A 23,376-nucleotide genomic window follows, 5' to 3' on the forward strand; every position below is an offset into this window, starting at 1 on the left:
CATCCTTCTATGAAATCTTTCACAAATTGGTAATTTCTTTCGTATGAGGAATAAATTTATGGTATGATAAAATAAGTAAACTTTCATACACTAATTAAGAATTTATTACAGAAAGCAAGGGATCAGATTTTGTATAGAGCAGCTATTCCAAACTTATTTACGCTCGGAAATTTATATAGCGGATTTTTATCAATCGGCTATGCATCTTTAGGATATTATAAATCAGCTGCTATTTTAGTACTTATCGGGATGATGTTAGATAGTCTTGATGGTCGTGTTGCTCGTTTATTACGTGTTGATTCACAAATGGGAAAAGAGCTCGACTCGCTTGCAGATGTCGTAACATTTGGTGCAGCACCAGCTGTTTTAATGTATTACACATCTTTCTCAAACTACGGAATCATCGGATTATACATAGCGGGATTATTCCCTCTTTTCGGAGCATATCGTTTAGCACGATTTAATGTAACACCATCTTCTACTTCAATGAAATATTTCACTGGAGTACCGATTACAGCAGCGGGAGGGCTTGTTGCTTTCTTAACATTATTTTCACATACCATTCCAAAAATCGTTCTTATTACCGTATTTGTAACGTTCGCATTTTTAATGGTGAGCCGCATTCGTATCCCGAGTTTAAAAGATGTACCAATTCCACGATATAGCATCATTATTACACTATTTTTAGTTGGAATCATTATTACAATGTATCAAACAGGATTTGGAAATTTTTCTGTTTTCTTATTCATTGCCATTCCACTATATATTTTGTACATGTTATCTCAATTCATTAGACAAAGACCGTCTAAAAAAGCCAATAAAGAAAAATAAGAAAACCTTCCGAGTCCGGAAGGTTTCTTTTTATTTTGTAACTAATACCTTTTGATTTACAGGTGTTACTGGCTCTTCGCCGTTTAATACAGCTAAAATATTTCTGACAGCCATTTCAGCCATCGCATCACGAGTTTCAAATGTTGCATTCCCTACGTGTGGAGCAAGTACTACATTCTTTAATTCTTTTAGCTCTTCTGTAATTTTCGGTTCAAATTCAAACACGTCAAGAGCTGCTCCTTCAATTTCATTCGTTTTTAATGCATGAGCAAGTGCTGCTTCATTCATAATTGGTCCACGTGAAGCATTTACAATATACGCTGTTTTCTTCATCATTTTAAACTGCTCTTCATCAATCATATGATGTAATTTCGGATTATAAGCACAGTTAATTGTAATAAAGTCTGCTGTTTGTAATAATTCTTCCAACGTCACATACGTTGCTCCCAGTTCACTTTCAGCTTCAAGCTTACGATTTGGCCCTGTATATAAAACATCCATTCCAAATGCTTTCGCACGTTTTGCAACAGCCTTCCCGATTTCTCCAAGACCTATAATTCCGATTGTCTTACCATGGACTTCTCGTCCTAAGAAAAATAACGGTGCCCATCCGTTAAATCCAGTCGTACGACATAACGTATCCCCTTCAGGAATTCTACGCGCCGCTGCTAAAAGAAGTGCAAATGTTAATTCTGCAGTCGCTTCCGTTGATACTTTCGGTGTATTCGTAACTGCAATTCCTTTTTCGCCCGCATACGTGTAATCAATATTGTCGTAACCAGCACCATAGTTTGCAACAATCTTTAAATGAGGCGCTGCATCAATAACTTCTTTTGGCACCTTTGTCGAAAGTAAACTTAACAATGCATCTTTATCTTTTACACGCTCTGTTAATTCATCTATAGAAATTAACTCCTCTTTATTGTACATTTCTACATTATGATCTTTTAATAGTTCTAATCCAATTTCCGGAATTTTTCCCGCTACTAATATTTTTGCCACTACTAACACCTCTTCTATAGAAAATAAGACATCTCTTATATTTCATTGTAAGAAATCCACATATAAAAACCAAGGAATTTGATTATAGTTTTGAAAATCGACACTTTTCCATGAAAAAAGAGGAGATGCAACTCTCCCCTCTTCTTACGCTTTTTCCTGCGATTCTTTTCCAAGCTTCACATCAATAGTTCCTTCTGCAACCGTATCGCTAATTTGCTCCTCAATAACCGATTGAGATGCAGCATTCGTTTCAGAAGTATAAGCTTGTTGCTGTGCACCTTGTACATTTTGTTTGTTTTGTTGTTTCGCCATTTCTTACCCTCCTTTTCATTCTTTCTTATTTTGAACAAAAAGGACAGTTTTCATCAAAAAATTGCGTTTCATTTTGAATTTGTTACTTCTTCTTCAAGCGACCTCATTACTCTTGCTCGCTTCGTAAATGTTGCAACCTGAGTAACACCGTGAGCTCGTAATGTTTGTATATTTTCTTGTACATAATTCCCTAAATCATTTGGGTAATGGGCATCCGAAGAAATCGTAATTGGAACACCATACTTAGCTAATACTTGTAAATATAGTGGACTTGGGCACATTTCACGAACAGGATAACGATAGTATAATCCTGCATTTATTTCTGTTGCCGTATTCGTTTCTACTAATGCACAGGCAATTTCCTCATAATAAGAAAGCTGTTCATTCTCATCCAATCGATAATTAAATACCTTTATATTATCAAGATGAGCGATAATATCAAATAACTCGGTACGAATCGCACTCTCAACTGTTTTAAAAAACATATCATATAACGCGCGTAGGTCATGCACCTCAAAATATTCTTTCGTATCTGGATTATCAAATCCCCAGCCATTTAGAAAATGAACGGAACCAATTACATAATCAAAGTCTCCTAGCGCTAATAATTCTTTTAACTCTCCTTCACAACCAATAAAATAATCCGCTTCAATTCCAAGTTTAAGTGTGACACCTCTTTTCCCCCATCGTTCTTTCGCCTCTTCAATTGCCTTTGTAAAATCATACAGTGAAACTACCCTTACTTGATCTAACCATTCTTTCTGTATACGACCGAGCTTAGAATCACTAATATCTACATATTTTTCATAATATCCTTTTGCTTCATGAAAACGATATAGATGATCAACAATTCCCACTTCTTTTATTCCTTTTCGCACAGCTTCTTCTAAATATAGATCTATCCATTCTGTTGTAAATGGCCCTTCCTTCACACGCTTTTGCAAACGCTCTTGTGTTTTCATAAGCCAATCAATAGAATGTCTTTCTTGAAGCGGTTCATAACATTCCAACGCTTCATTTATTTTAGCAAGCCATCCTATTGAATACGGTCCTTCTTCTAAGTGAAGATGATAATCTACTTTCATATACATTCCCCCTTATAATGTATCTATTTCCCTTCTATCCCCAACTCTCGAAAGCTTTCCATTTCGTTCTTTCACCTCTCGCATCACATCTTCCAATGCAATATTTTTTTCAGCTAATAAAACGAAACAGTGATAAAATACATCAACCATTTCTTTCACTACTTCTTCTTTATCATTATTTTTACATGCGATAATTACTTCAGCACACTCTTCACCAATCTTCTTTAAAATTTTATCTTCTCCTTTTGAAAATAAATAATTTGTATACGATTCAGGAAGTGGGCTTCCCTTTCGTTCTTCAATTGTTTTATACAGCAACTTAAAGGCATTTTCCATATGTATCCCCCTATATAATTTGATAGTGAAAACATGTCTTCTCTCCCGTATGACAAGCAGGTCCTACTTGTTTCACATTCACAACAATTGAATCTTGATCACAATCTAAATATAAAGATTGCACATATTGAACATTCCCTGATGTTTCCCCCTTATTCCATAACGACTGCCTCGAACGAGAATAAAACCATGTTCTTTTCGTCTCTAACGTTTTTTTATATGCTTCTTCATTCATATAAGCTAGCATTAAAACGTCTTTCGTACCTTCTTCGATGACAATTGCCGGTATTAATCCTTTTGAAAAATTAGGTTTCATAACCGCACCTCAATATTTGCATCTCTTAATTTTCGCTTTACACTCTGCACTGTCGCCTCACCATAATGAAAGATGGATGCCGCTAACGCTGCATCAACCGTTGTCTTTTGAAAAACTTCTATAATATGATCCGTATGACCACAGCCTCCTGATGCGATGACTGGAATAGAAACACTTTTTGAAATTTCTTCTGTTAAACGAAGGTCATATCCGCTTTTCGTTCCATCTGCATCCATACTCGTTAACAAAATTTCACCTGCCCCAAGTTTAACAACACGCTTCGCCCATTCTATGGCATCCATTCCTGTGTCAACTCTTCCGCCGTTGACATATACGTTCCATTTACCTTCTGCTACTTTTCTAGCATCAATTGCCACGACAATACATTGTGATCCAAAGTGTTCTGCCCCTTCTTCTATTAACTTCGGGTTTCGCACTGCCGCTGAGTTTATTGAAACTTTGTCTGCCCCAGCTCTTAGTAAATTGTACATATCTTTTACACTTGATATCCCCCCGCCAACCGTAAGAGGAATAAATACTTTTGCTGCTGTTTTTTCTACAACATCTATAATCGTTTTTCTTCCTTCATGAGTCGCCGTAATATCTAAAAATACGATTTCATCTGCCCCTGCCTCGTTATATGCTTCAGCTATTTCAACCGGATCACCGACATCTTGTAATCCTATAAAATTTACACCCTTTACGACTCGCCCTTCTTTCACATCTAGACATGGAATAATTCGTTTCGCTAACATAACTTCGTTACCTGTAATACTTCTTCTAAATCAATCGTTTTCTCGTAAAGCGCCTTTCCAATTATGACACCATATATATTCATATCATTTAACTTTTTCACATCTTGAATAGATGCCACTCCTCCAGAGGCGATGAGACGAATGCCCACACTTTTTTGAAGTATCGCTAATTGTTCAAAATTTGGACCTGCAAGCGTCCCGTCTTTCGAAATGTCTGTAAACACAATCGTTTGAACACCTAAACTTTCCATTTGTTTCGCTAAACTAACGTAAGAAATTTCAGATAGATCAAGCCAACCTCTCGTTGCTACGAAACCATTTTTCGCATCAATTCCAACAATGATTTTCTCTTTATATAGACGAACTGCTTCCTCTAAAAATGACTTATCATAAAGAGCTGCTGTTCCTAAAATCACTTTTTCTACACCTGCTGACAATAACTTCTCCACCGTTACAAGTGAACGAATTCCTCCTCCCACTTGCACAGGAATACGTACCGCCTTGCAGATTTTTTCAATGACGGGCAAATTTAAAGACTCGCCAGCAATTGCACCGTCTAAATCAACAATGTGTAGTATTTCCGCTCCAAGCTTTTCAAATATGATCGCCTGCGCTACTGGATCTTCATTCATCACCGTTTCTTTACTAAACTCTCCTTGATAAAGTCTAACGCATCGTCCTTCTTTTAAATCGATAGCTGGGAAGATTTCCATGCTTCTACCACCCCTTGAAAATTTTTTAATATTTGCATGCCAATTTCGCCACTTTTTTCTGGATGAAACTGTGCACCAAATACATTTCCTTTCGCGACAAACCCTGGTACTTGCATTCCATAATCACTTACTCCGCATACAATTTCATCTGGACAATCCGCGTAATATGAGTGAACATAATACACGAAAGAACCATCCACTAATCCATTCCAAAGCGGAAATTCTCTTTCCTTCCTTAATTCATTCCATCCCATATGAGGAATTTTATACGAAACTTTTAACTTACGAATTTCCCCTGGTAGTAAACCTAACCCGCTACAATCTTTTAGTTCCTCACTTCGTTCAAATAAAAGCTGCATGCCCAAACATATACCGAGGAGTGGTTTTCCTATATCACAAACCTCTTTTAGTACACACACTAAATCTCTTTCTTCTAATACGTCCATCGCTTTCGGAAATGCACCTACTCCCGGTAAAATCACGCCATCGCTTCTCAATATCTCTTTTTTATCACTCGTTACAATGTACTCTGCGCCAATATATTTTAATGCTTGCTCTACACTGCGAATATTCCCCATTCCATAATCTATAATGGCAATCAATTACAACATTCCTTTCGTTGAATTTACACCAGTAATGTTGGCATTTTTTTCGACCGCTTCTCTAAGCGCTCTACCAAAAGCTTTAAATAATGCTTCAATTTTGTGATGTGTATTACTTCCGTATAGAACGCGCGCATGTAATGTAATATTGGCAGCATGTGCAACTGCTCTAAAAAATTCTTCCGTCAATTCTGTATCAAAATCCCCGAGCTTCGGATTTGTTAATTCCCCTTGAAATACACAATATGAGCGTCCACTTATATCAATTGCGACAAATCCTAAAGATTCATCCATCGGTACATACGCAGAACCGTAACGATTAATTCCCTCTTTGTTTTGCAATGCTTCTTTCAAGCAATTTCCGAGTACAATTCCAACATCTTCAACGGTGTGATGTGCATCGACAAATACATCACCTTCTGCTTCAACCTGCAATCCAAATCTTCCATGTCTAGCAAATAAAGTAAGCATATGATCGAAAAAACCAACCCCTGTTTGAATAGATACATTTGTACTTTCATCAAGCTGCAAATTTAATTTAATTTTTGTTTCTGTCGTCTCACGTGCTTGACTGGACTGACGCATTATTTTTCCTCCTCAAACCTTATTTGGATTGCTCTCGCATGTGCATGTAACCCTTCTTTATTTGCAAGCTCTACAATATGATGCTGTACATTTTTTAATGCTTCCTCCGTATAAGAAATAAAACTTGATTTTTTCACGAAATCATCGACTGATAACGGAGAAAAAAATCTTGCCGTTCCGCTCGTTGGTAATACATGATTCGGTCCCGCTAAATAATCCCCGAGCGGTTCAGGTGAATATGGCCCAAGGAAAATAGAGCCTGCATGTTTCACATAATCTAGAGCATTCATTGGTTCTTTTATATGTAACTCTAAATGTTCTGGAGCAATTTCATTTGATAACTTTAGCGCCTCCTCTAAAGAAGGAACGATAAAGATGGCTCCATTTCTATTTATTGATTCACGTGCAATTTCACTTCTTGGTAACGTTTCTAACTGTCTTTCTACCTCTTTTTCTACTTCTTTAGCTAGTTCCATATTCGTTGTAATACAAATCGCCGTTGCTCTCTCATCATGCTCTGCTTGCGATAATAAATCCGCTGCGATATATTTTGCATTACCTGTTTCATCCGCGACAACTACAATTTCTGATGGACCAGCAATCATATCGATATTTACTATTCCGTATACTTCTCGTTTCGCTAGAGCGACGTACAAATTTCCCGGTCCAACTATTTTATCCACTTTCGGAATCGATTCCGTCCCGTATGCTAAAGCAGCAATTGCTTGTGCGCCACCTATCGTATAAATTTCATCTACTCCCGCAAGATCTGCAGCAGCTAATATATGTGGATCAATTCCTCCTTTCCTCGGCGGTGTTACCATTACAATCTTTTTCACACCTGCGAGTTTCGCCGGCAATACATTCATTAATACTGAAGAAGGATATGAGGCTGTCCCACCCGGTACATATACACCTACATTTTCTAACGGCCGAATGAGTTGCCCTCTAATTATCCCTTTACTTTCACAATCGAATATTGAGTGCTTCTTTTGCTTTTCGTGATACGAAACAACGTTTTTCTTCGCCTCTTTTAAAGCTTCTAAAAATGAATTCTCTACAAACATACTCGCTTGCTGTATTTCTTCTTCACTTACACGAAAATTTTTCATCTCTACACCATCAAACTTTTTTGTATAGAAAGATAAAGCCTCATCTTTCCCTTCCCTTACATGTCTAATGATTTCTCTTACACTTCTTTGAACAGTTTCTTCTATTATATTAGCGTTTTCTCTTAGCACTTTTATTTTAGATAATGCCTCCTTAAATTCTTCATAAATGATTTCCATTTTAAATCCTCCTATTTCCCTGATAAGATTTCTTGCTCCATCATATTTATAATGCTGAATATTTCGTCTTTTTTAGTTTTTAAGGCTGCCTTATTTACAATCATCCGAGCCGATATAAAGTACATTTCCTCAAATACAATGAGTCCATTCTCTTGTAATGTTTTTCCTGTTTCAACAATATCTACAATCGCATCTGCCAATCCAAGAAGAGGAGCGATTTCTACAGAACCTTCTATCTTAATAATTTCTACATCCTCTCCCTTATCATGAAAATAAGTAGAAGTAATATGGGGGTATTTCGTAGCGATTCTTTTCTTCCGGTAACTCTTCGGATTATACGTAGGAATAGAAGCAACACAAAACTTACAAATCCCCACTCCTAAATCCAGCATTTCATAAATATCTTTCTCGTTTTCCATTAAAATATCTTTTCCAACGATGCCAATATCAGCTACCCCATGTTCTACATAAGTAGCAACATCAACCGCTTTTACTAAAATAAATGAAACATTTGTATTTTTACTTTGAAATACAAGCTTCCGACCTTTATTTTTGAGCTCGGAACAATCAATTCCAATCTGCTCAAAAAGTGGAATGACATGTTTTTCTAATCTTCCTTTCGTTAACGCAATTTGAATGTTACGCATGAAGCCTCTCCTTCTTTCTGGACTACCCATTTCTCATTCCATACATATTCCACTAAGTATTCATTCTTTGCCTCAACGACCGTTCCTATTTTATTTTTTCTTGCAAATTGAAAGGTATCGCTTAAATTAGAGAATAGAGATAACCAAGCATTTTTCCCATCCTTTCGAAGTAAATTTCGTAACCTTTCTGCTTCCGCTAATCTATTTAACTCATAATGAATCACAATATCAATTTGATTTCGTTCATATGGTTCTTGCTGCTCTTGCAGCGCCTTCACAATTTGATTTACTTGTACCGCGAGTCCAACAGCTGGCAGCATTTCTCCAAAATTCCCAATTAGCTCATCGTATCTTCCGCCACTAACGATTTCTTCTCCAATTTCATATATATATCCTTTGAAAATAACACCCGTATAGTAATCTAAGTGTTGAATCATGCCCAAATCAATTGATATGTAAGAACCATATCCTAACGTTTCAATTGTTTCATACATTTCTTTTACTCTTGCAATTGCCATTTTCATTTCATTACTTGAAGCAAGCTTTTCTGCTTCCTCAATAACTTCTAAATTTCCAAATAGCCTTGGCAATTTCTCAAGTAATCTTACTGTCTCATCGCATCGATCTAATTTCTTTTCTCCGATAAAATTTGAGAGGGCTGCATAATTTTTACTTTCTATATACGTTCTAAGTACCCTTTCTTCTTCATCCTGGATGGAGAGTTTTTTTACAATACATTTATATAACTGTACTTGCCCAATCTCAATTGTAAAAGATTGCACCTTCAACTTTTGAAGTGCTTGAATGACACTTATTACACATTCAATTTCAGCTCTTACATTATCAATCCCGATAACTTCAATACCACTTTGTACGATTTCATTATATTTTCCAGAATGGGATTCATTCGCTCGAAATACATTCCCGCTATACGTCACTTTAAGTGGCGTATCCCATCTCTGTGTTCCAATAACTCTCGCTAAAGGAATTGTCATATCTGGACGTAAAACGATAATCCTTCCCTTTTCATCAAAAAATTTATACATCTTCTCTTCATCTATCGGTCTATTTTGAAATGCAAAAACATCATAAAATTCAATTGTAGGTGTTCTTATTTCCTCATAACCTCTCTCTAAAAAAGTAAGCCTTAATTTTTGTTCTACTTCTTCAATTAACGTACATTCTTCGAATAAATAATCTCTCGTTCCATTCGGGTTTGCTCGTTTCCATTTTGTCATCTAAATTTTCACACCTTTCCCCTTCTAATGTATGCCTATTTCATTCCCCTAAGCCGAAAATAAAAAGAGCCTTGTAGACAAAATACCTACAAGGCTCTTCAGTAGAGTGTAGGTACAACGGGAATAACCCTTGTACCTACACGTTTTCACGCTAGGTTCAAGGGTTTCATGTATGATGATGTAGTTGTGTAAGCATTGTAATAGATTGCACGATATTCATAATACTTACTCCCTTTCTCCTCTGATTTTCACATAGTATATAACAGTTAATTTTGAATGTAAATACATTTTTAATATTCCGTCATTTTTTTAATGTAAAGCCACTTTTCTTTCATACTCTTTTATTTCTTGTTCATATTGCATTGTAATACTAATTTCATCTAAACCATTTAATAACTTCTCTTTCCACATTTTCTCGATCGTAAAATGGAATCTATGCGTATTCGTTGTTATTATTTCATTTTCTAAATCAACTGTAATTTGTTCCCTCGCATCTGTTTTAGCAAGTTGTTCACGCATATCTTTATCCATTACAATCGGTAACATGCCATTCTTCATACAATTCATATAAAAGATATCGGCAAATCCTCCAGCGATAATAACACGGAAACCATAATCAGCAAGTGCCCATGGAGCATGTTCTCTTGACGAGCCACATCCAAAATTATCACCTGTGATTAATATGCTGGCTCCTTTTCTTTCTTGTGCATTAAGCGGGAAATTAGGGTTTTCTTGGCGATTATTATCATATCGCCACTCATCAAATAAAAACTTCCCAAACCCAGTTCTTTCAATTCTCTTTAAATATTGCTTCGGAATAATTTGATCTGTATCAATGTTATCATTCATCAGTACTGCGGCAGTACCTTTATGAATACGAAATGGCTCCATCATAACTCTCCTTTCTAATATCAACAAAATGACCATATAACGCAGCCGCTGCCGCCATTGCCGGGCTAACTAAATGCGTTCGTGCTCCCTTTCCTTGTCTTCCTTCAAAATTGCGATTGGACGTAGAGGCACAATGATCTCCTTCAGGCACTTGATCTGGATTCATACCTAGACACATTGAGCATCCGGGCTCTCTCCATTCAAATCCAGCTTCTTCAAATATGCGATGTAATCCTTTATGCATCGCTGCTTCTCTTACCCTTTGAGATCCAGGTACAACAAGTGCTCGCACACCTTCTTTTACTTTTTTACCTTTCACGACAGATGCAGCAATTTCTAAGTCAGAAAGCCTGGAATTTGTACAAGATCCAATGAAAACATGTTGAACTGGAATGTCATACGTACTTTGTCCGGGACTCAATCCCATATAAGAAAACGCTCTTTCGTCATTTGCATCATGCTTTTCTGGCAATTTCTCATCAATCCGAACACCCATACTAGGATTTGTTCCCCACGTAACGTACGGCGCTAAATCTGTAACATCTACTAGAATATGTAAATCATAAATTGCATCTAAATCTGTATAAAGTTCTGACCATTTTTCCTTAATAGATTCATAGTCTTTCGGCGCATATTTACGCCCTTTTACGTAAGCAACCGTTTTTTCATCTGGTGCAATAATGCCAGCCTTTGCTCCCCCTTCAATTGCCATATTGCAAAGCGTCATCCTCTCTTCCATATCCATAGCATGAATGGCCTCTCCGTAAAATTCCATTACGTAACCTGTTCCAACTGCTACTCCGTACTTTGAAAGAAGGTGTAAAATAATATCTTTCGCATAGACACCTTGCGGTAACTTTCCTTTTAACTCAATGCCCATCGCTTTCGGCTTTCGTTGCCATAACGTTTGCGTTGCCAATACATGTTCCACTTCACTCGTACCAATACCAAACGCTAGTGCGCCAAAAGCACCGTGTGTTGCTGTATGACTATCACCACAAACAATCGTTTTTCCTGGCTGTGTGAGTCCAAGTTCTGGTCCTATTACATGAACGATCCCTTGCTCTTCATCTCCGATATCCGCTAATGGCACCTGAAATTGTTTACAGTTTTGCCGAAGTGTATCTAGTTGCTGCTTCGCAATGCGGTCGGTAATATTCCAAACATCTTTCGTTGGAATATTATGATCCATCGTTGCAAATGTTAAATCTGGTCTGCGGACTGTTCGATTTGTAAGCCGCAAGCCTTCAAAGGCTTGCGGTGACGTTACTTCATGAACAAGATGTAGATCGATATATAATAAATCCAATCCATTTTCATTAGTCGCAACTACATGTCTTTCCCAAAGCTTATCTAGTAACCTTTTTCCCATTATCTTCCTCTCCCTACTAACGCTTGCTCTTCCATTTCTTGAATAACTGCCTTTGTAAATGAAGTTGTCGTTTCAGTCCCCCCGATATCTGCTGTACATTTCCCTGATTTAAGGACTGCAGAAACTGCTTCTTCAATTGCATCTCCTTCTCTCGTTAATCCGAACGATTGCCCAAGCATCATTGCAACAGAACGCATCATCGCAATTGGATTCGCCTTATTTTTCCCCGCAATATCCGGTGCTGATCCGTGAATAGGCTCATATAATGAAGGTCCCTTTTCAGCGTGACTTGCTGATGGAAGCATTCCTAATGATCCAGCTAATACTGAAGCCTCATCACTTAAAATATCACCAAATAAATTTTCCGTTACAATAACGTCAAATCTTCCTGGATTCCGAATTAATTCCATAGCTGCTGCATCTACTAAAATGTGTTCTACTTCCACATTTGGGTAGCGAAGTGCTACTTCTTCTGTCACAGTTCTCCATAATTTACTAGACTCTAAAACATTCGCTTTATCAATAGATGTTACTTTTTTCTTCCGCTTATTTGCTAATTGAAAAGCATACGAAACGATACGTTCAATTTCATGGCGATGATACGTAAGTGTATCTGTCGCCACTTCTTCCGTTCGCTCTTTCGGATAAGAAAAATAAATTCCGCCTGTTAATTCACGAACGACAACGAAATCAATTTCATCAGCGTTTTTTAATGGTGATAAATGTGCAGTTGCACTTTCTACCGTTACAGGGCGAACATTCGCAAATACACCGAGTCCTTTTCTTAATGCTAATAATCCTTTCTCAGGCCTTTCTTTCGCACTATCCCACCTTGGTCCACCTACTGCTCCAAGTAAAACCGCATCACTCGCTAAACAGGCGGCAAGTGTTCGCTGTGGTAATGGTTGCCCAGTTAAATCGATAGCAATACCACCAAAGTACTCATCTTGCAAATGAAAATGATGTCCATATAGCCTTTCTACCATATGCAATACTTCCTTCGCACTCTCCATTACTTCTGGACCGACACCATCACCAGCTAAACAAACGATACGTTTTTCCATTTTTAACACTCCTTTTAACTGAATTTTCAGAACTTTAATTTGATAGGTGAGGAAAGCTTCTCTCACCTATCAATTATTTATTTCACAAGCGCTATAAGAGATTTTAATTTCCCTGCTGCATGGACATAAGCTCTCGCCGACGCTTCCAATACGTCTTGCGCAACTCCGAAACCTGATATTTGGTGACTACCTTCTTTTAATTCAACATGAACGTGAGCAAGTGCATCTTGACCTTGTGTAATAGATTGTATGCGATAATCTGCCAATTCACATTCTAATCCTAAAATTCTTTGAATCGCATTGTATATCGCTTCAATACTACCAGAACCAGTGGCTGCATCTTCATATATATTTCCTTCCTCATCCTTCAGCACAACTGTTGCGCATTGTGTACTATTTGATACGAAATGCACTTGTAATTGCGTAATGTTATATTGCTGAGCTGCAAATGCTGCTTCACCAAGCATAAGTGCGCGTAAATCTTCTTCAGTAATTTCCTTTTTACGATCAGCCAATTTTTTAAATGCTTCGAATGCCGCATCTCGCTCTTCATTTGTAAATTCATAACCAAGCTCTTTCATTTTTTCCGTAAACGCATGACGGCCAGAGTGTTTCCCAAGTACAAAGAGATTTTGAGATTCTCCTATAAGCGCTGGTTCGATAATTTCATAAGTTGTTACTTCTTTTAAAACCCCGTCTTGGTGGATGCCCGATTCATGAGCAAATGCATTCGCTCCAACGATTGCTTTATTTTTCGGTACAACCATACCCGTTAACCTGCTTACTAATGTACTCGTCGCCTTAATTTCTTTTAAAGTCATCGAAGGCTCTGCTTTATAAAAATCTTTTCTAATATGAAGAGCTACTGCAACTTCTTCTAACGCTGCATTCCCTGCTCTTTCTCCAATGCCATTAATCGTTCCTTCTACTTGCAATGCTCCCCCTTCAACCGCAGCTAACGAATTTGCTACTGCCATACCAAGATCATCGTGACAATGACAAGAAAAAATCGCTTTTTCATATGATGGAACGGATTCTTGTAAGTATTTAAAAAGAGAATAATACTCTTCCGGATTTGTATATCCAACTGTATCCGGAATATTAATTACATTCGCTCCTGCTCGAATCGCAATTTCTACTGCTTCAGCTAAAAATGCTCTCGATGTTCTTGTCGCATCTTCTGCAGAAAATTGTACTGTCGGAAATAATGATTTTCCGAGCGTAACCGAGCGATGAATACTATTTAACACATCTTCTTTTGACATACAAAGTTTATATTTCATATGAATATCACTCGTAGCTAGAAATACGTGTAGACGAGGAGATACAGCGCCTCTCACAGCTTCATATGCTCTTCGAATGTCACTTTCTTTCGCTCTAGCTAAACTCATAACCGTAGCGTTTTGAATTGTATTCGCGATGCGTTTTACCGATTGGAAGTCACCTTCGGAAGCTGCCGCGAATCCAGCTTCCATTACATGAATACCAAGCCTCTCTAATTGCCTAGCAATTTGTAACTTCTCTTGTTCATTTAAATTTACTCCTGGTGATTGTTCGCCATCACGAAGCGTTGTATCCATGAACAAAATCTGCTTCATATTATTTAATCCCTACCTTTACTCGCGGCTGTACGAAAGGCATCATTTCACGTAATTTACGTCCTACTACTTCGATTTCATGTTCATTCTCTTTCTCATTTGTCGCGTGGAAATTTGGTCTTCCTGCTTTATGCTCTGCAATCCAGCCTCTTGCAAATGTACCATCTTGAATTTCTGCTAATACTGCCCCCATCGCTTTCTTCGTATCTTCAGTAACAACGCGTGGTCCTGATACGAAGTCTCCCCACTGCGCTGTATCTGAAACTGAATATCTCATATTTTCAAGTCCACCTTCATACATAAGGTCAACGATTAGCTTCAGTTCATGTAAACATTCAAAATATGCAAGTTCAGGCTGGTATCCCGCATCAACTAACGTTTCAAATCCTGCTTTTACAAGTGCAGTCACTCCGCCGCAGAGTACAGCTTGCTCTCCAAATAAATCTGTTTCTGTTTCTTCTTTAAACGTCGTTTCTAATACACCAGCTCTCGTTGCTCCAATTCCGTCAGCATAAGAAAGTGCTTTTTCAGTCGCAACTCCTGTTGCATCTTGATATACTGCAAATAATGCAGGAACAGCCCCTCCCTCGGCGAACGTACGGCGTACGAGATGCCCCGGTCCTTTTGGCGCTACTAGAAATACATCTACATTCGCTGGTGGTTTTACTTGATCAAAGTGAACATTAAATCCATGTGCGAACACGAGAGAGTTTCCAGCCTGTAAATTTGGTGCAATTTCAGCTTCATATACTTCTGGTTGTAATTCATCAGGTAATAGAATCATTACTACATCAGCTTTTTCCGCTGCTTCTGCTACTGTATATACAGAAAACCCATCTTCATTCGCTTTATCCCAAGACTTACCTTTTCTTAAACCTACTACTACATCAAATCCGTTATCACGTAAATTTTGCGCATGCGCATGACCTTGCGAGCCATATCCGATGATTGCTACTTTCTTTTCCTTTAATACATTTACTGTTACATCTTTCTCATAATAAACTTTTGCCATTTTCATTTCCCCCTATATTTAAATGATTATTGAATTAACATAACTTGCTTATCTTGTTTTTTCATACTACGTGTAAATGCTGTTACACCTGTTCTAGCAATTTCTTTTAAACCGTATGGACGAAGTAATTCAATTAACGCTTCTACTTTATCTTGCGTACCTGTTACTTGCACAACTATGGAATCCTTCCCAACATCTATTACAGCGGCTCGAAATGGTTCAATTAAACTATATAATTCTGCCCTCGCTACAGAAGTTGCTACTTTAATAAGAGCAAGCTCTCTAGCAATCATTGCTTCTTCTGTAATATCTGATACTTTCAGAACATCGATTTGCTTATGAAGTTGTTTAATTAACTGCTCAACTTGCTGTTCACTTTCAACGTGTACAACAATCGTCATTCGCGATATATCTGATGATTCTGTATGACCTACTGAAATACTTTCAATATTAAAATGTCTTCGTGTCATAACCCCTGTAATTCGGTTTAACACACCACTTTGATTTCGAACTGTCGCTGTAACAATTCTCTTCACCCTTTTTCCACTCCCTCCATTTGGTGAACACCTTTTCCTGGTGCAACCATCGGCATAACCTTCTCTGATTGAAGTACACGACAATCGATTACGACTGGCTCTTGTAATTCGATCGCATGCTGGATTTGCTTCTTTGCAAGAAGTGGATCGTCAATACGAACACCTTTTATACCATACGCATTCGCAAGAGCGACGAAATCTGGTTGGCATGGCAATAAAGAATGTGAATATCTTTGATTGTAAAATTCATCTTGCCATTGTCTTACCATTCCTAAAGCTTCATTATTTAAAATAAATACTTTAACGGGTAAAGCGTGTTCTTTTAATACACTTAATTCTTGCAGAGTCATTTGAAACCCAGCATCACCAACAATTGCAATAACTAGTTCATCTCGCTTTGCAATTTGCGCACCGATTGCTGCTGGAAATCCGAACCCCATCGTTCCTAATCCGCCAGAAGTTACCCATTTATCTGGATTTTTCAACGGATAGTATTGTGCTGCCCACATTTGATGTTGCCCAACGTCTGTTGTTACAATCGCTTCTCCTTTCGTGATTTCATATAGCATATCAATCGCGTATTGAGGTTTAATACTTTCAGAATTTCGTTTATAAGAGAATGGATACTTTTCTTTTCTACTCTTTAATAAAGAGAGCCATTCATGATGATTTTCTTTCTTTCCTTCTGATTGAAGCAATACTTCTAACGCCCGCTTAGCACTTGCAACAATAGGAATCTCTGTTGGCACATTTTTCCCAATTTCTGCTGGATCAATATCGATATGTGCAACAGTCGCCCCTTTAGCAAAAAAAGCTAAATTCCCAGTAAGACGATCGTCAAATCTCGCACCTATATTAATGAGTAAGTCGCATTCATATAACGCCATATTGGCTGTGTAAGAACCGTGCATTCCCCCCATCCCTAGAAATAGCCCATCATCTGGCGGAAAACCACCAAGTCCAAGTAACGTATGCACAACAGGGATTTCATATTTACGGGCAAAACTTGTCAATTCTTTCGAAGCTTTCGCATGCAGTATACCTGCTCCAGCTAAAATTAACGGTTTTTTTGCGGTTTCAATTGCTTGTAGTAATTTGTTTATTTGAAGTAGATTCGGTTCATAATTAGGGTTATATCCTGGTAAATCCATTTGTACATTGCTACATCGCTCACCTTTCTCGACTACCATATCTTTCGGAAGGTCAATAACGACTGGTCCTGGTCTTCCTGTTTTAGCAATATGAAATGCTTCTTTAATAATTCGAGGTAAATCTGAGGCCTTTCGCACTTGATAGTTATGTTTTGTCACTGGCATCGTAAGTCCCATAATATCCGCCTCTTGAAAAGCATCGCTCCCAATTAACGTTGTTGCTACTTGGCCTGTAAATACAACAAGTGGCAATGAATCAATCATCGCATCCGCTAGACCCGTAATTACATTTGTAGCACCTGGGCCACTCGTTGCAATTACAACCCCTGGGTTCCCTGTAATTCTGGCATACCCTTCAGCAGCGTGAATTGCCCCTTGCTCATGCCTTGTTAAAATATGCGGAATTTCACAATCATACAGTGCATCATAGAGAGGTAAAACGGCACCACCCGGATAACCGAAAATCACTTTTACGCCTTCCTTTTCTAGCGCTTCTAACAATAGCTGTGCACCAGTTGCCAGTTTCTCTTCCGTTTTTGAAGACATTGTTCTTATAAGCCCCCTTTTTCAAACTTTTATACAATAAAAAAATCCTACGTCCACACTCCAGCTATGTGCTGAAGGGACGAAAGATTTCGCGGTACCACCCTTCTTTGCAAGAATACTCTTGCCTCAGTGATCCATAAATGGATCTAGCTAATAACGGAGCTACCGTCTAAGCCTAGACAAATGCTTTAGCTTAGCACTCAAGGGCGATGTTCGTCGACGTGAACCATCGGTTTTCAGCAACCACCGACTCTCTGTGAGGCTTCACAATCAACTACTCCTCCCTATCAACGCTTTCTTATGTTAAAAAAGTTGTTATCCAACTTTATTTTCTTCGTAAATTTTCTCTCCATCTTCTACAACTAACTTACGAAACTCTTCTAATAAACGGTTCGTATGTGGACCTGTTTGCCCTAAGCCAATCGTTCTACCATCTACTGTCGTAACAGCAATAACTTCAGCAGCTGTTCCTGTTAAAAACACTTCATCAGCTACATATACATCATGTCTTGTAAATAACTCTTCTCTTACGTCATATCCAAGTTTTTCGCCGATTTCTAAAATGGCGTTTCGTGTAATACCTTCTAACGCTCCAGCAGAACTTGGTGGTGTAATTAATTTATTTCCTTTAACAATAAACACGTTATCTCCTGAGCCTTCAGCTACATATCCTTGATCATTTAACATAAGTGCTTCTTGTACTCCAGCTAATTTCGCTTCAATACGAACTAAAATATTGTTTAAGTAATTTAAAGATTTTACTTGAGGGGATAAAACATCGGGACGATTTCGGCGCGTTGCAACTGTTACAACTGGAATCCCTTTCTCATAATATTCTTGTGGGAATAAAGATAATTGTTCTGCAATTACTACTACATTCGGCTTCTTACATGAATCGGGATCCAATCCAAGATTTCCTGCTCCTCTTGATACAACAAGGCGAATGTATCCATTAGATAATTTATTTTGTCGAATCGTCTCAACAACAATATTTGTTACTTCATCTAATGAATATGGAATTTCTAAAAGGATTGATTTTGCTGATTCATACAACCGGACAAGGTGCTCTCTCAAACGGAAAACATTACCGCTATAAACTCTAATTCCTTCAAACACTCCATCGCCATATAAATAGCCATGATCATATACTGAAACTTTTGCCTCATCTTTTGGAACAAATTCTCCATTTAAGAAAATCCATTGCTCATTCACTAGAAGCGCCTCCTATGTTCTATGAATTTTTTATTGTTTCCTAGTTTACTCTCCTTTCTAAATAAATCAAGTGAATTTTTAGAAAATTTATAATTTTTAATCGTACGTACTTCTTTACTTATATTGATTTAACAACATTGTTAACGTTTACAAAAAGTCAAAAAATTTTTTTCGCCAATTTCCACTAAAAAAATATTTGTTTAAAAGAAGGATTTTCATCAATTGATGCGAATCTATTGTATTCAATAAACGGACGTCCGATTTTATAAATCCGGGAATATATAACGACTTTTGCTGAAAAAGGGGGAAAATAACAAAAATAGCGCTGTCTAAAAATAACATTCATATTTTTCATTTCGTAATCATAATCCTATTTTTAAAAAACAATTTGTCAAAATGAAGGAGGAAATAAATATGGCGTGTGTACAAATTAAAGGAACGAGACAAGAGGTAGTAGAAATGCTGCAATTATTTGATTTAATGGATACGAAAGGTTTTTGTAAATTCGATAATTACGTAGAGGTAGAACCAAATACGCAAGAACATAATCATTTTATTGCTTCAATCGACATCCATTCAAATACTTCTTCTGCCCAAGATACATTAAACGATCAATTCGTTAGTCAAATGCTTACTGGCGTATATAACGACTAAACAAAGATTTACTTCCTACCATCTTTTCATAAATGCAGTGAACTTGAGCATACTAGCAATTAGATGGTAGGAGGTGAGAATTATGGCTAGAATTGGCGTTGAAAACTCATTAACAGACGTTCAACAAGCTCTTCAGCAACAAGGTCATGAAGTTGTTACACTTAACTCAGAACAGGATGCACAAGGGTGTGATTGTTGCGTTGTAACTGGGCAAGATTCTAATGTGATGGGCATTGCAGATACATCAATTAAAGGATCAGTCATTACAGCTCACGGTTTAACAACGGATGAAATTTGTCAACAAGTTGAAAGTCGCACTTGAAAAATGAAAGAGGACTCCTTTTAAAAGGAGTCCTCTTTTTTATATTCACCTAACGGGAAAGTAACATATACTGGATGAAAGCCCTACCTCTCTCTCATCATTACGGTTCCACTGACCGCTCCTTGATTCACTAGTATACATATATAGCTTACAAATACAATTTATAGGGTTTGTTCACAAAAGTTGTTGATAAAATTACCCGATCTTTCGCAAACTTTTCGTATTGCATTCATAAGAGATATTTACTTTACACTAGCTGTAACCGAGACACGAATTAAAATTCTAACACCAATACAATAACTTGTCAATATTTTTCCGCAAATTAAAAACAGACATTAACGGTTTGTCTGTTTTAGAATGGAGCTTTTTCTTTTATTACATATACAACAAAGCCGCTTACTAACATAAATAAGCCAACTACTAAGTTTTTGATATTAATCATAAATTCCTCTCCCTTATTCCACACATCATATATATTTACATTTCAATTATTCCGATCATCCTAAAGCGCACTTTTTCTAATATATCATAATTCCTAAAAAATGCAAGTTCACTTTTGACGACCATTCACAAATTTATCTACAGTGCTTGGTACAGTATTTAAAGCCTTTTCAATTAAATGTGTACTGCTGTTGAGATGTAATACTTGCACTCCATTAGAACCAACTACTAAAAAAGCTACTGGACTAATGGAAACCCCAGCCCCGCTTCCTCCTCCAAATGGATGCCCTTGTTTGTTCTCTTTATGCTGATTTTGCCCACCGTTATGTTTTTCAGTAATGAAATCCCCTTTAAAATCACTTCCACCAGCTCCAAAACCAAAAGCCACTTGAGATACTGTTAATACTACATTTCCGTCAGCTGTTGAAACCGGGCTCCCAACAATTGTATTTACATCTACCATTTCTTTTAAATTTGTCATTGCCGTTTTCATTAAATTTTCAATTGGATGTTCCATTATGTATTGCACCCTTTCCTCATTATTCCTTTTTATATTTTCCAAAATAGAGGAAGTCATACTAACTTTTCCTATTTCAAGAAAACATTTTCCTCCTTTTAAAAGATACTACTCCCTGTACATGCTCCGGTATAGTGAAACTTTAATCAGTGGGATGTGTACGTAGCTCGACTCTCACAAATAGCGGGATAAAAAAGAAAAAGAGATACATACTACTATTGAACCTTGTTATGAAAGGAGTCATGAATTTGACTGAGAAATTTGATGATTATAAAAGAAAAGATAGAATAGATAGTGATTATAGTGACTATAAAGAAGAGTACGCCGCTGAGGTTGCACCACAACGCATTGATTATGATTACGATGATAAAGACGATAAAGATGTTGTAAAATCGTCCGCTGCTGGATCAACTGCTGGTTTTATTGCTCTTGCGCTATCTATCTTATCGCTATTTACATTTCCAACACTATTTGGTCTTGTTTCTGTTTTACTCGGTATTTACGCTTATAATCGCGGAGCTACTGTAACTGGCGGTATCGCTGCAGTTGTCGGTGGAATTGCTGCACTTATCGCAATTTTATTCCGAGTAGCACTTATTGGTCTATTGTTCTCCCTGTTCTAAAAAAGAAAAAGGTATCTCGCTTAACGCGGGATACCTTATCCTGTAAACACATCTTCCGATGGATATTTTATTTTTTGTTTTGCTGGTCGCGCTAAAGAGAACACAAGTGTTAATGGTCCAATTAATCCGCAGAACATAACAAACATAATAATACATTTTCCGAATGCCGATAGCTTTGCAGTAATTCCCATCGTTAATCCGACTGTGCCAAACGCTGATATTGTCTCAAATAATAATTGAATAAAGCTGAAGTTTTCTGTAAGCATTAATATGAATACCGCTGCTAAAATAAGTATTTGACTGGCAACAGCAATCGCTAAGGCCCTCGTTACTGTCGACATTTTAATTGTACGCTGAAATAAAACAATTTCCTCCTTTTTTCTAAAGAAAGAAAGGACAGATGTAATTAAGATAACAAACGTCGTTAATTTAATTCCTCCACCTGTCGATACACTTCCTGCACCAATAAACATTAAAATCATCGTAAATAATATAGATGATTCTTCCATACCTCCATAGTCAACCGTATTAAATCCAGCTGTCCGCGGAGTAATACCTTGAAAGAAGGAAGCCCATAGTTTTTCATTTAAAGATAAATTCCCTAACGTCTTCACATTATTATATTCCAATACAAAAATTACAATCATTGCTATAACATTTAGCACTACTGTTCCAATAATCATTATTTTTGAGTGAAGTGATAATTTTCGAAAACTGCGGCTATACCATATATCAATTAATACGGTAAAACCGAGTCCCCCAATTACAATTAAAGAGCAAATCCCAATATTAATAATAGGATCCCCTACATATCTTGTTAAATTATCTGGCCATAAAGCAAATCCTGCATTATTATAAGATGCAATTACATGAAAAATACTATAGTATAAACCTTTTCCAAAACCAAACTCTGGAATAAAGCGAAACGATAAAAAGATGACCCCAATAAGTTCAATACAAATCGAAAATATAAAGACACGCTTTACTAATTTTACAAGACCACCTATATTTGTTTGATTAAATGCTTCTCCAATTAATAAACGATGGCGTAATCCGATTTTTTTACCTAGTACCCAAACAATTAAAATGGCAATTGTCATAAGACCTAGACCACCTGTTTGAATTAAAAACATAATAACAATTTCGCCAAACATCGTAAATGTACTTGCTGTATCCACTACTCCCAAACCAGTTACGGTCGCTGCTGACGTTGCTGTAAAGAAAGCATCTACCCAACTAATATGTACTTTCGTTGCGATTGGTAATTTTAATAACAAACCGCCAACCACAATTAAGCAGAAAAAGCCTAATGCTAATATTTGTGGTGGGTTTAATCGTATAAGACGATTATACAGCCCTTGTTTTTTTGTTACGTCCATATCACTAACTCCCTTATTAAAGTGAAGCTTTCCCCTCATACAATAAAAAGCTTTTTAAAAGCCCTTAAATAATTGGGACAAACCTTATATTCTCATAATATAGTTGAGCATAATCCTTTTTTTCATAGATTACAACTTTTATTTATATTCAGATTCCTTTTCGTTTTATGCCGGAAAACTCTATATCCTAACTCAATATTGCTAGCAATAACAATTTCATATGTACTATTTTTCAAATCCCCATATCTTTCACTCTATGTTCACATAGAGGTCACATCCACCTTTTATAGTATATGTATCGAAGCTGTTCCTCCCTAATTTATAAGACATTCCCCAGTGTCTTTGAA

At 37.1% G+C, this 23,376-nt stretch carries 27 protein-coding genes and 1 other annotated feature; of the genes, 4 read left to right on the forward strand and 23 right to left on the reverse strand.

From position 1 onward, the window contains the following. The first annotated feature begins 129 nt into the window (after window positions 1-129). Window positions 130-831 carry a CDP-diacylglycerol--serine O-phosphatidyltransferase gene (pssA, locus tag MR107_RS03445; protein ID WP_000285417.1) on the forward strand — a complete coding sequence of 234 codons (702 nt, stop codon included), beginning with the start codon at window positions 130-132 and terminating at the stop codon, window positions 829-831. A gap of 30 nt (window positions 832-861) precedes the next feature. On the opposite strand, the gene MR107_RS03450 is transcribed toward pssA, so the two are convergent. The 20 genes from MR107_RS03450 to ilvE form a co-directional block, all read right to left on the reverse strand. Beyond that, window positions 862-1,833, reverse strand: a complete 972-nt coding sequence (locus MR107_RS03450) for an NAD(P)-dependent oxidoreductase (protein ID WP_001062858.1) — start codon at window positions 1,831-1,833, stop codon at window positions 862-864. Window positions 1,834-1,977: 144 nt separating this feature from the next. Next, the gene (locus tag MR107_RS03455) at window positions 1,978-2,145 is read right to left on the reverse strand and encodes a YozQ family protein (protein ID WP_001118878.1); all 168 of its coding nucleotides are present in this window, start codon (window positions 2,143-2,145) and stop codon (window positions 1,978-1,980) included. A gap of 68 nt (window positions 2,146-2,213) precedes the next feature. Next, on the reverse strand, window positions 2,214-3,230 hold the full coding sequence (locus tag MR107_RS03460; protein ID WP_000861836.1) for a histidinol phosphate phosphatase domain-containing protein: 1,017 nt from the start codon (window positions 3,228-3,230) through the stop codon (window positions 2,214-2,216). Between the two features lie 12 nt (window positions 3,231-3,242). Continuing rightward, a complete protein-coding gene (hisE, locus tag MR107_RS03465; RefSeq protein WP_000426358.1) occupies window positions 3,243-3,566 on the reverse strand; it encodes a phosphoribosyl-ATP diphosphatase in 324 nt (107 codons plus the stop codon). Between the two features lie 10 nt (window positions 3,567-3,576). Next, entirely contained in the window at window positions 3,577-3,882 is a 306-nt protein-coding gene (hisI, locus tag MR107_RS03470) for a phosphoribosyl-AMP cyclohydrolase (RefSeq protein ID WP_000803956.1), read from the reverse strand. Next, window positions 3,879-4,637 (reverse strand): imidazoleglycerol phosphate synthase cyclase subunit, encoded by a 759-nt coding sequence (gene hisF / locus MR107_RS03475; RefSeq protein WP_000880108.1) that lies wholly within the window; start codon window positions 4,635-4,637, stop codon window positions 3,879-3,881. Before hisF ends, hisI begins: the two co-directional genes overlap by 4 nt. Continuing rightward, window positions 4,631-5,350, reverse strand: a complete 720-nt coding sequence (gene hisA, locus MR107_RS03480; protein WP_000402298.1) for a 1-(5-phosphoribosyl)-5-[(5-phosphoribosylamino)methylideneamino]imidazole-4-carboxamide isomerase — start codon at window positions 5,348-5,350, stop codon at window positions 4,631-4,633. Before hisA ends, hisF begins: the two co-directional genes overlap by 7 nt. After that, window positions 5,323-5,952, reverse strand: a complete 630-nt coding sequence (hisH, locus tag MR107_RS03485) for an imidazole glycerol phosphate synthase subunit HisH (protein WP_000560360.1) — start codon at window positions 5,950-5,952, stop codon at window positions 5,323-5,325. Before hisH ends, hisA begins: the two co-directional genes overlap by 28 nt. After that, window positions 5,953-6,537: an imidazoleglycerol-phosphate dehydratase HisB gene (gene hisB / locus MR107_RS03490; RefSeq protein WP_001249949.1), complete on the reverse strand. Its 585-nt coding sequence runs from the start codon at window positions 6,535-6,537 to the stop codon at window positions 5,953-5,955. Further along, on the reverse strand, window positions 6,537-7,826 hold the full coding sequence (gene hisD, locus MR107_RS03495) for a histidinol dehydrogenase (protein ID WP_000402933.1): 1,290 nt from the start codon (window positions 7,824-7,826) through the stop codon (window positions 6,537-6,539). The genes hisB and hisD overlap by 1 nt, the downstream gene beginning before the upstream one ends. Before the next feature lie 11 nt (window positions 7,827-7,837). Continuing rightward, a complete protein-coding gene (hisG, locus tag MR107_RS03500; protein ID WP_001244493.1) occupies window positions 7,838-8,473 on the reverse strand; it encodes an ATP phosphoribosyltransferase in 636 nt (211 codons plus the stop codon). Continuing rightward, on the reverse strand, window positions 8,449-9,711 hold the full coding sequence (locus tag MR107_RS03505) for an ATP phosphoribosyltransferase regulatory subunit (RefSeq protein ID WP_000170298.1): 1,263 nt from the start codon (window positions 9,709-9,711) through the stop codon (window positions 8,449-8,451). The genes hisG and MR107_RS03505 overlap by 25 nt, the downstream gene beginning before the upstream one ends. Window positions 9,712-10,020: 309 nt before the next feature. Next, window positions 10,021-10,602, reverse strand: a complete 582-nt coding sequence (gene leuD, locus MR107_RS03510) for a 3-isopropylmalate dehydratase small subunit (protein WP_000433188.1) — start codon at window positions 10,600-10,602, stop codon at window positions 10,021-10,023. After that, window positions 10,580-11,974: a 3-isopropylmalate dehydratase large subunit gene (gene leuC, locus MR107_RS03515; protein WP_000520112.1), complete on the reverse strand. Its 1,395-nt coding sequence runs from the start codon at window positions 11,972-11,974 to the stop codon at window positions 10,580-10,582. Before leuC ends, leuD begins: the two co-directional genes overlap by 23 nt. Beyond that, the gene (leuB, locus tag MR107_RS03520; RefSeq protein WP_000415363.1) at window positions 11,974-13,038 is read right to left on the reverse strand and encodes a 3-isopropylmalate dehydrogenase; all 1,065 of its coding nucleotides are present in this window, start codon (window positions 13,036-13,038) and stop codon (window positions 11,974-11,976) included. The genes leuC and leuB overlap by 1 nt, the downstream gene beginning before the upstream one ends. 77 nt (window positions 13,039-13,115) lie before the next feature. Continuing rightward, complete coding sequence (leuA, locus tag MR107_RS03525) at window positions 13,116-14,636, reverse strand: 2-isopropylmalate synthase (protein WP_000809599.1); 1,521 nt, start codon at window positions 14,634-14,636, stop codon at window positions 13,116-13,118. A gap of 1 nt (window position 14,637) precedes the next feature. Beyond that, window positions 14,638-15,648 carry a ketol-acid reductoisomerase gene (ilvC, locus tag MR107_RS03530; RefSeq protein WP_001151740.1) on the reverse strand — a complete coding sequence of 337 codons (1,011 nt, stop codon included), beginning with the start codon at window positions 15,646-15,648 and terminating at the stop codon, window positions 14,638-14,640. A gap of 26 nt (window positions 15,649-15,674) precedes the next feature. Beyond that, window positions 15,675-16,184: an acetolactate synthase small subunit gene (gene ilvN / locus MR107_RS03535; RefSeq protein WP_000822952.1), complete on the reverse strand. Its 510-nt coding sequence runs from the start codon at window positions 16,182-16,184 to the stop codon at window positions 15,675-15,677. Then, window positions 16,181-17,881 (reverse strand): acetolactate synthase large subunit, encoded by a 1,701-nt coding sequence (ilvB, locus tag MR107_RS03540; protein WP_000095868.1) that lies wholly within the window; start codon window positions 17,879-17,881, stop codon window positions 16,181-16,183. Before ilvB ends, ilvN begins: the two co-directional genes overlap by 4 nt. 72 nt (window positions 17,882-17,953) lie before the next feature. Continuing rightward, window positions 17,954-18,181: a binding site (T-box leader), on the reverse strand. Between the two features lie 15 nt (window positions 18,182-18,196). Continuing rightward, complete coding sequence (ilvE, locus tag MR107_RS03545) at window positions 18,197-19,093, reverse strand: branched-chain-amino-acid transaminase (RefSeq protein ID WP_001005486.1); 897 nt, start codon at window positions 19,091-19,093, stop codon at window positions 18,197-18,199. Window positions 19,094-19,507: 414 nt separating this feature from the next. Here ilvE and MR107_RS03550 point away from each other — a divergent pair, with 414 nt between their 5' ends. Both MR107_RS03550 and MR107_RS03555 read left to right on the forward strand, forming a co-directional pair. Continuing rightward, on the forward strand, window positions 19,508-19,747 hold the full coding sequence (locus tag MR107_RS03550) for a DUF3911 family protein (RefSeq protein WP_000752514.1): 240 nt from the start codon (window positions 19,508-19,510) through the stop codon (window positions 19,745-19,747). Between the two features lie 82 nt (window positions 19,748-19,829). Next, window positions 19,830-20,069: a YkuS family protein gene (locus tag MR107_RS03555; RefSeq protein ID WP_000101022.1), complete on the forward strand. Its 240-nt coding sequence runs from the start codon at window positions 19,830-19,832 to the stop codon at window positions 20,067-20,069. A 352-nt stretch (window positions 20,070-20,421) separates the two neighbouring features. On the opposite strand, the gene MR107_RS03560 is transcribed toward MR107_RS03555, so the two are convergent. Beyond that, on the reverse strand, window positions 20,422-20,511 hold the full coding sequence (locus MR107_RS03560; RefSeq protein WP_000608227.1) for a hypothetical protein: 90 nt from the start codon (window positions 20,509-20,511) through the stop codon (window positions 20,422-20,424). A 108-nt stretch (window positions 20,512-20,619) separates the two neighbouring features. Continuing rightward, window positions 20,620-21,087 carry a GerW family sporulation protein gene (ytfJ, locus tag MR107_RS03565; RefSeq protein WP_000204234.1) on the reverse strand — a complete coding sequence of 156 codons (468 nt, stop codon included), beginning with the start codon at window positions 21,085-21,087 and terminating at the stop codon, window positions 20,620-20,622. A 188-nt stretch (window positions 21,088-21,275) separates the two neighbouring features. Between ytfJ and MR107_RS03570 the strand changes: the two genes are divergently transcribed. Continuing rightward, a complete protein-coding gene (locus MR107_RS03570) occupies window positions 21,276-21,650 on the forward strand; it encodes a hypothetical protein (protein WP_000136541.1) in 375 nt (124 codons plus the stop codon). A 35-nt stretch (window positions 21,651-21,685) separates the two neighbouring features. Here MR107_RS03570 and MR107_RS03575 read toward each other — a convergent pair whose 3' ends face one another. Continuing rightward, the gene (locus tag MR107_RS03575) at window positions 21,686-23,029 is read right to left on the reverse strand and encodes a TrkH family potassium uptake protein (protein ID WP_242292056.1); all 1,344 of its coding nucleotides are present in this window, start codon (window positions 23,027-23,029) and stop codon (window positions 21,686-21,688) included. Window positions 23,030-23,376 lie beyond the last annotated feature (347 nt).

The sequence above is a fragment of the Bacillus cereus group sp. BfR-BA-01441 genome (assembly GCF_022663075.1).
In the GTDB taxonomy this organism is placed as follows: Bacteria; Bacillota; Bacilli; order Bacillales; family Bacillaceae_G; genus Bacillus_A; species Bacillus_A cereus.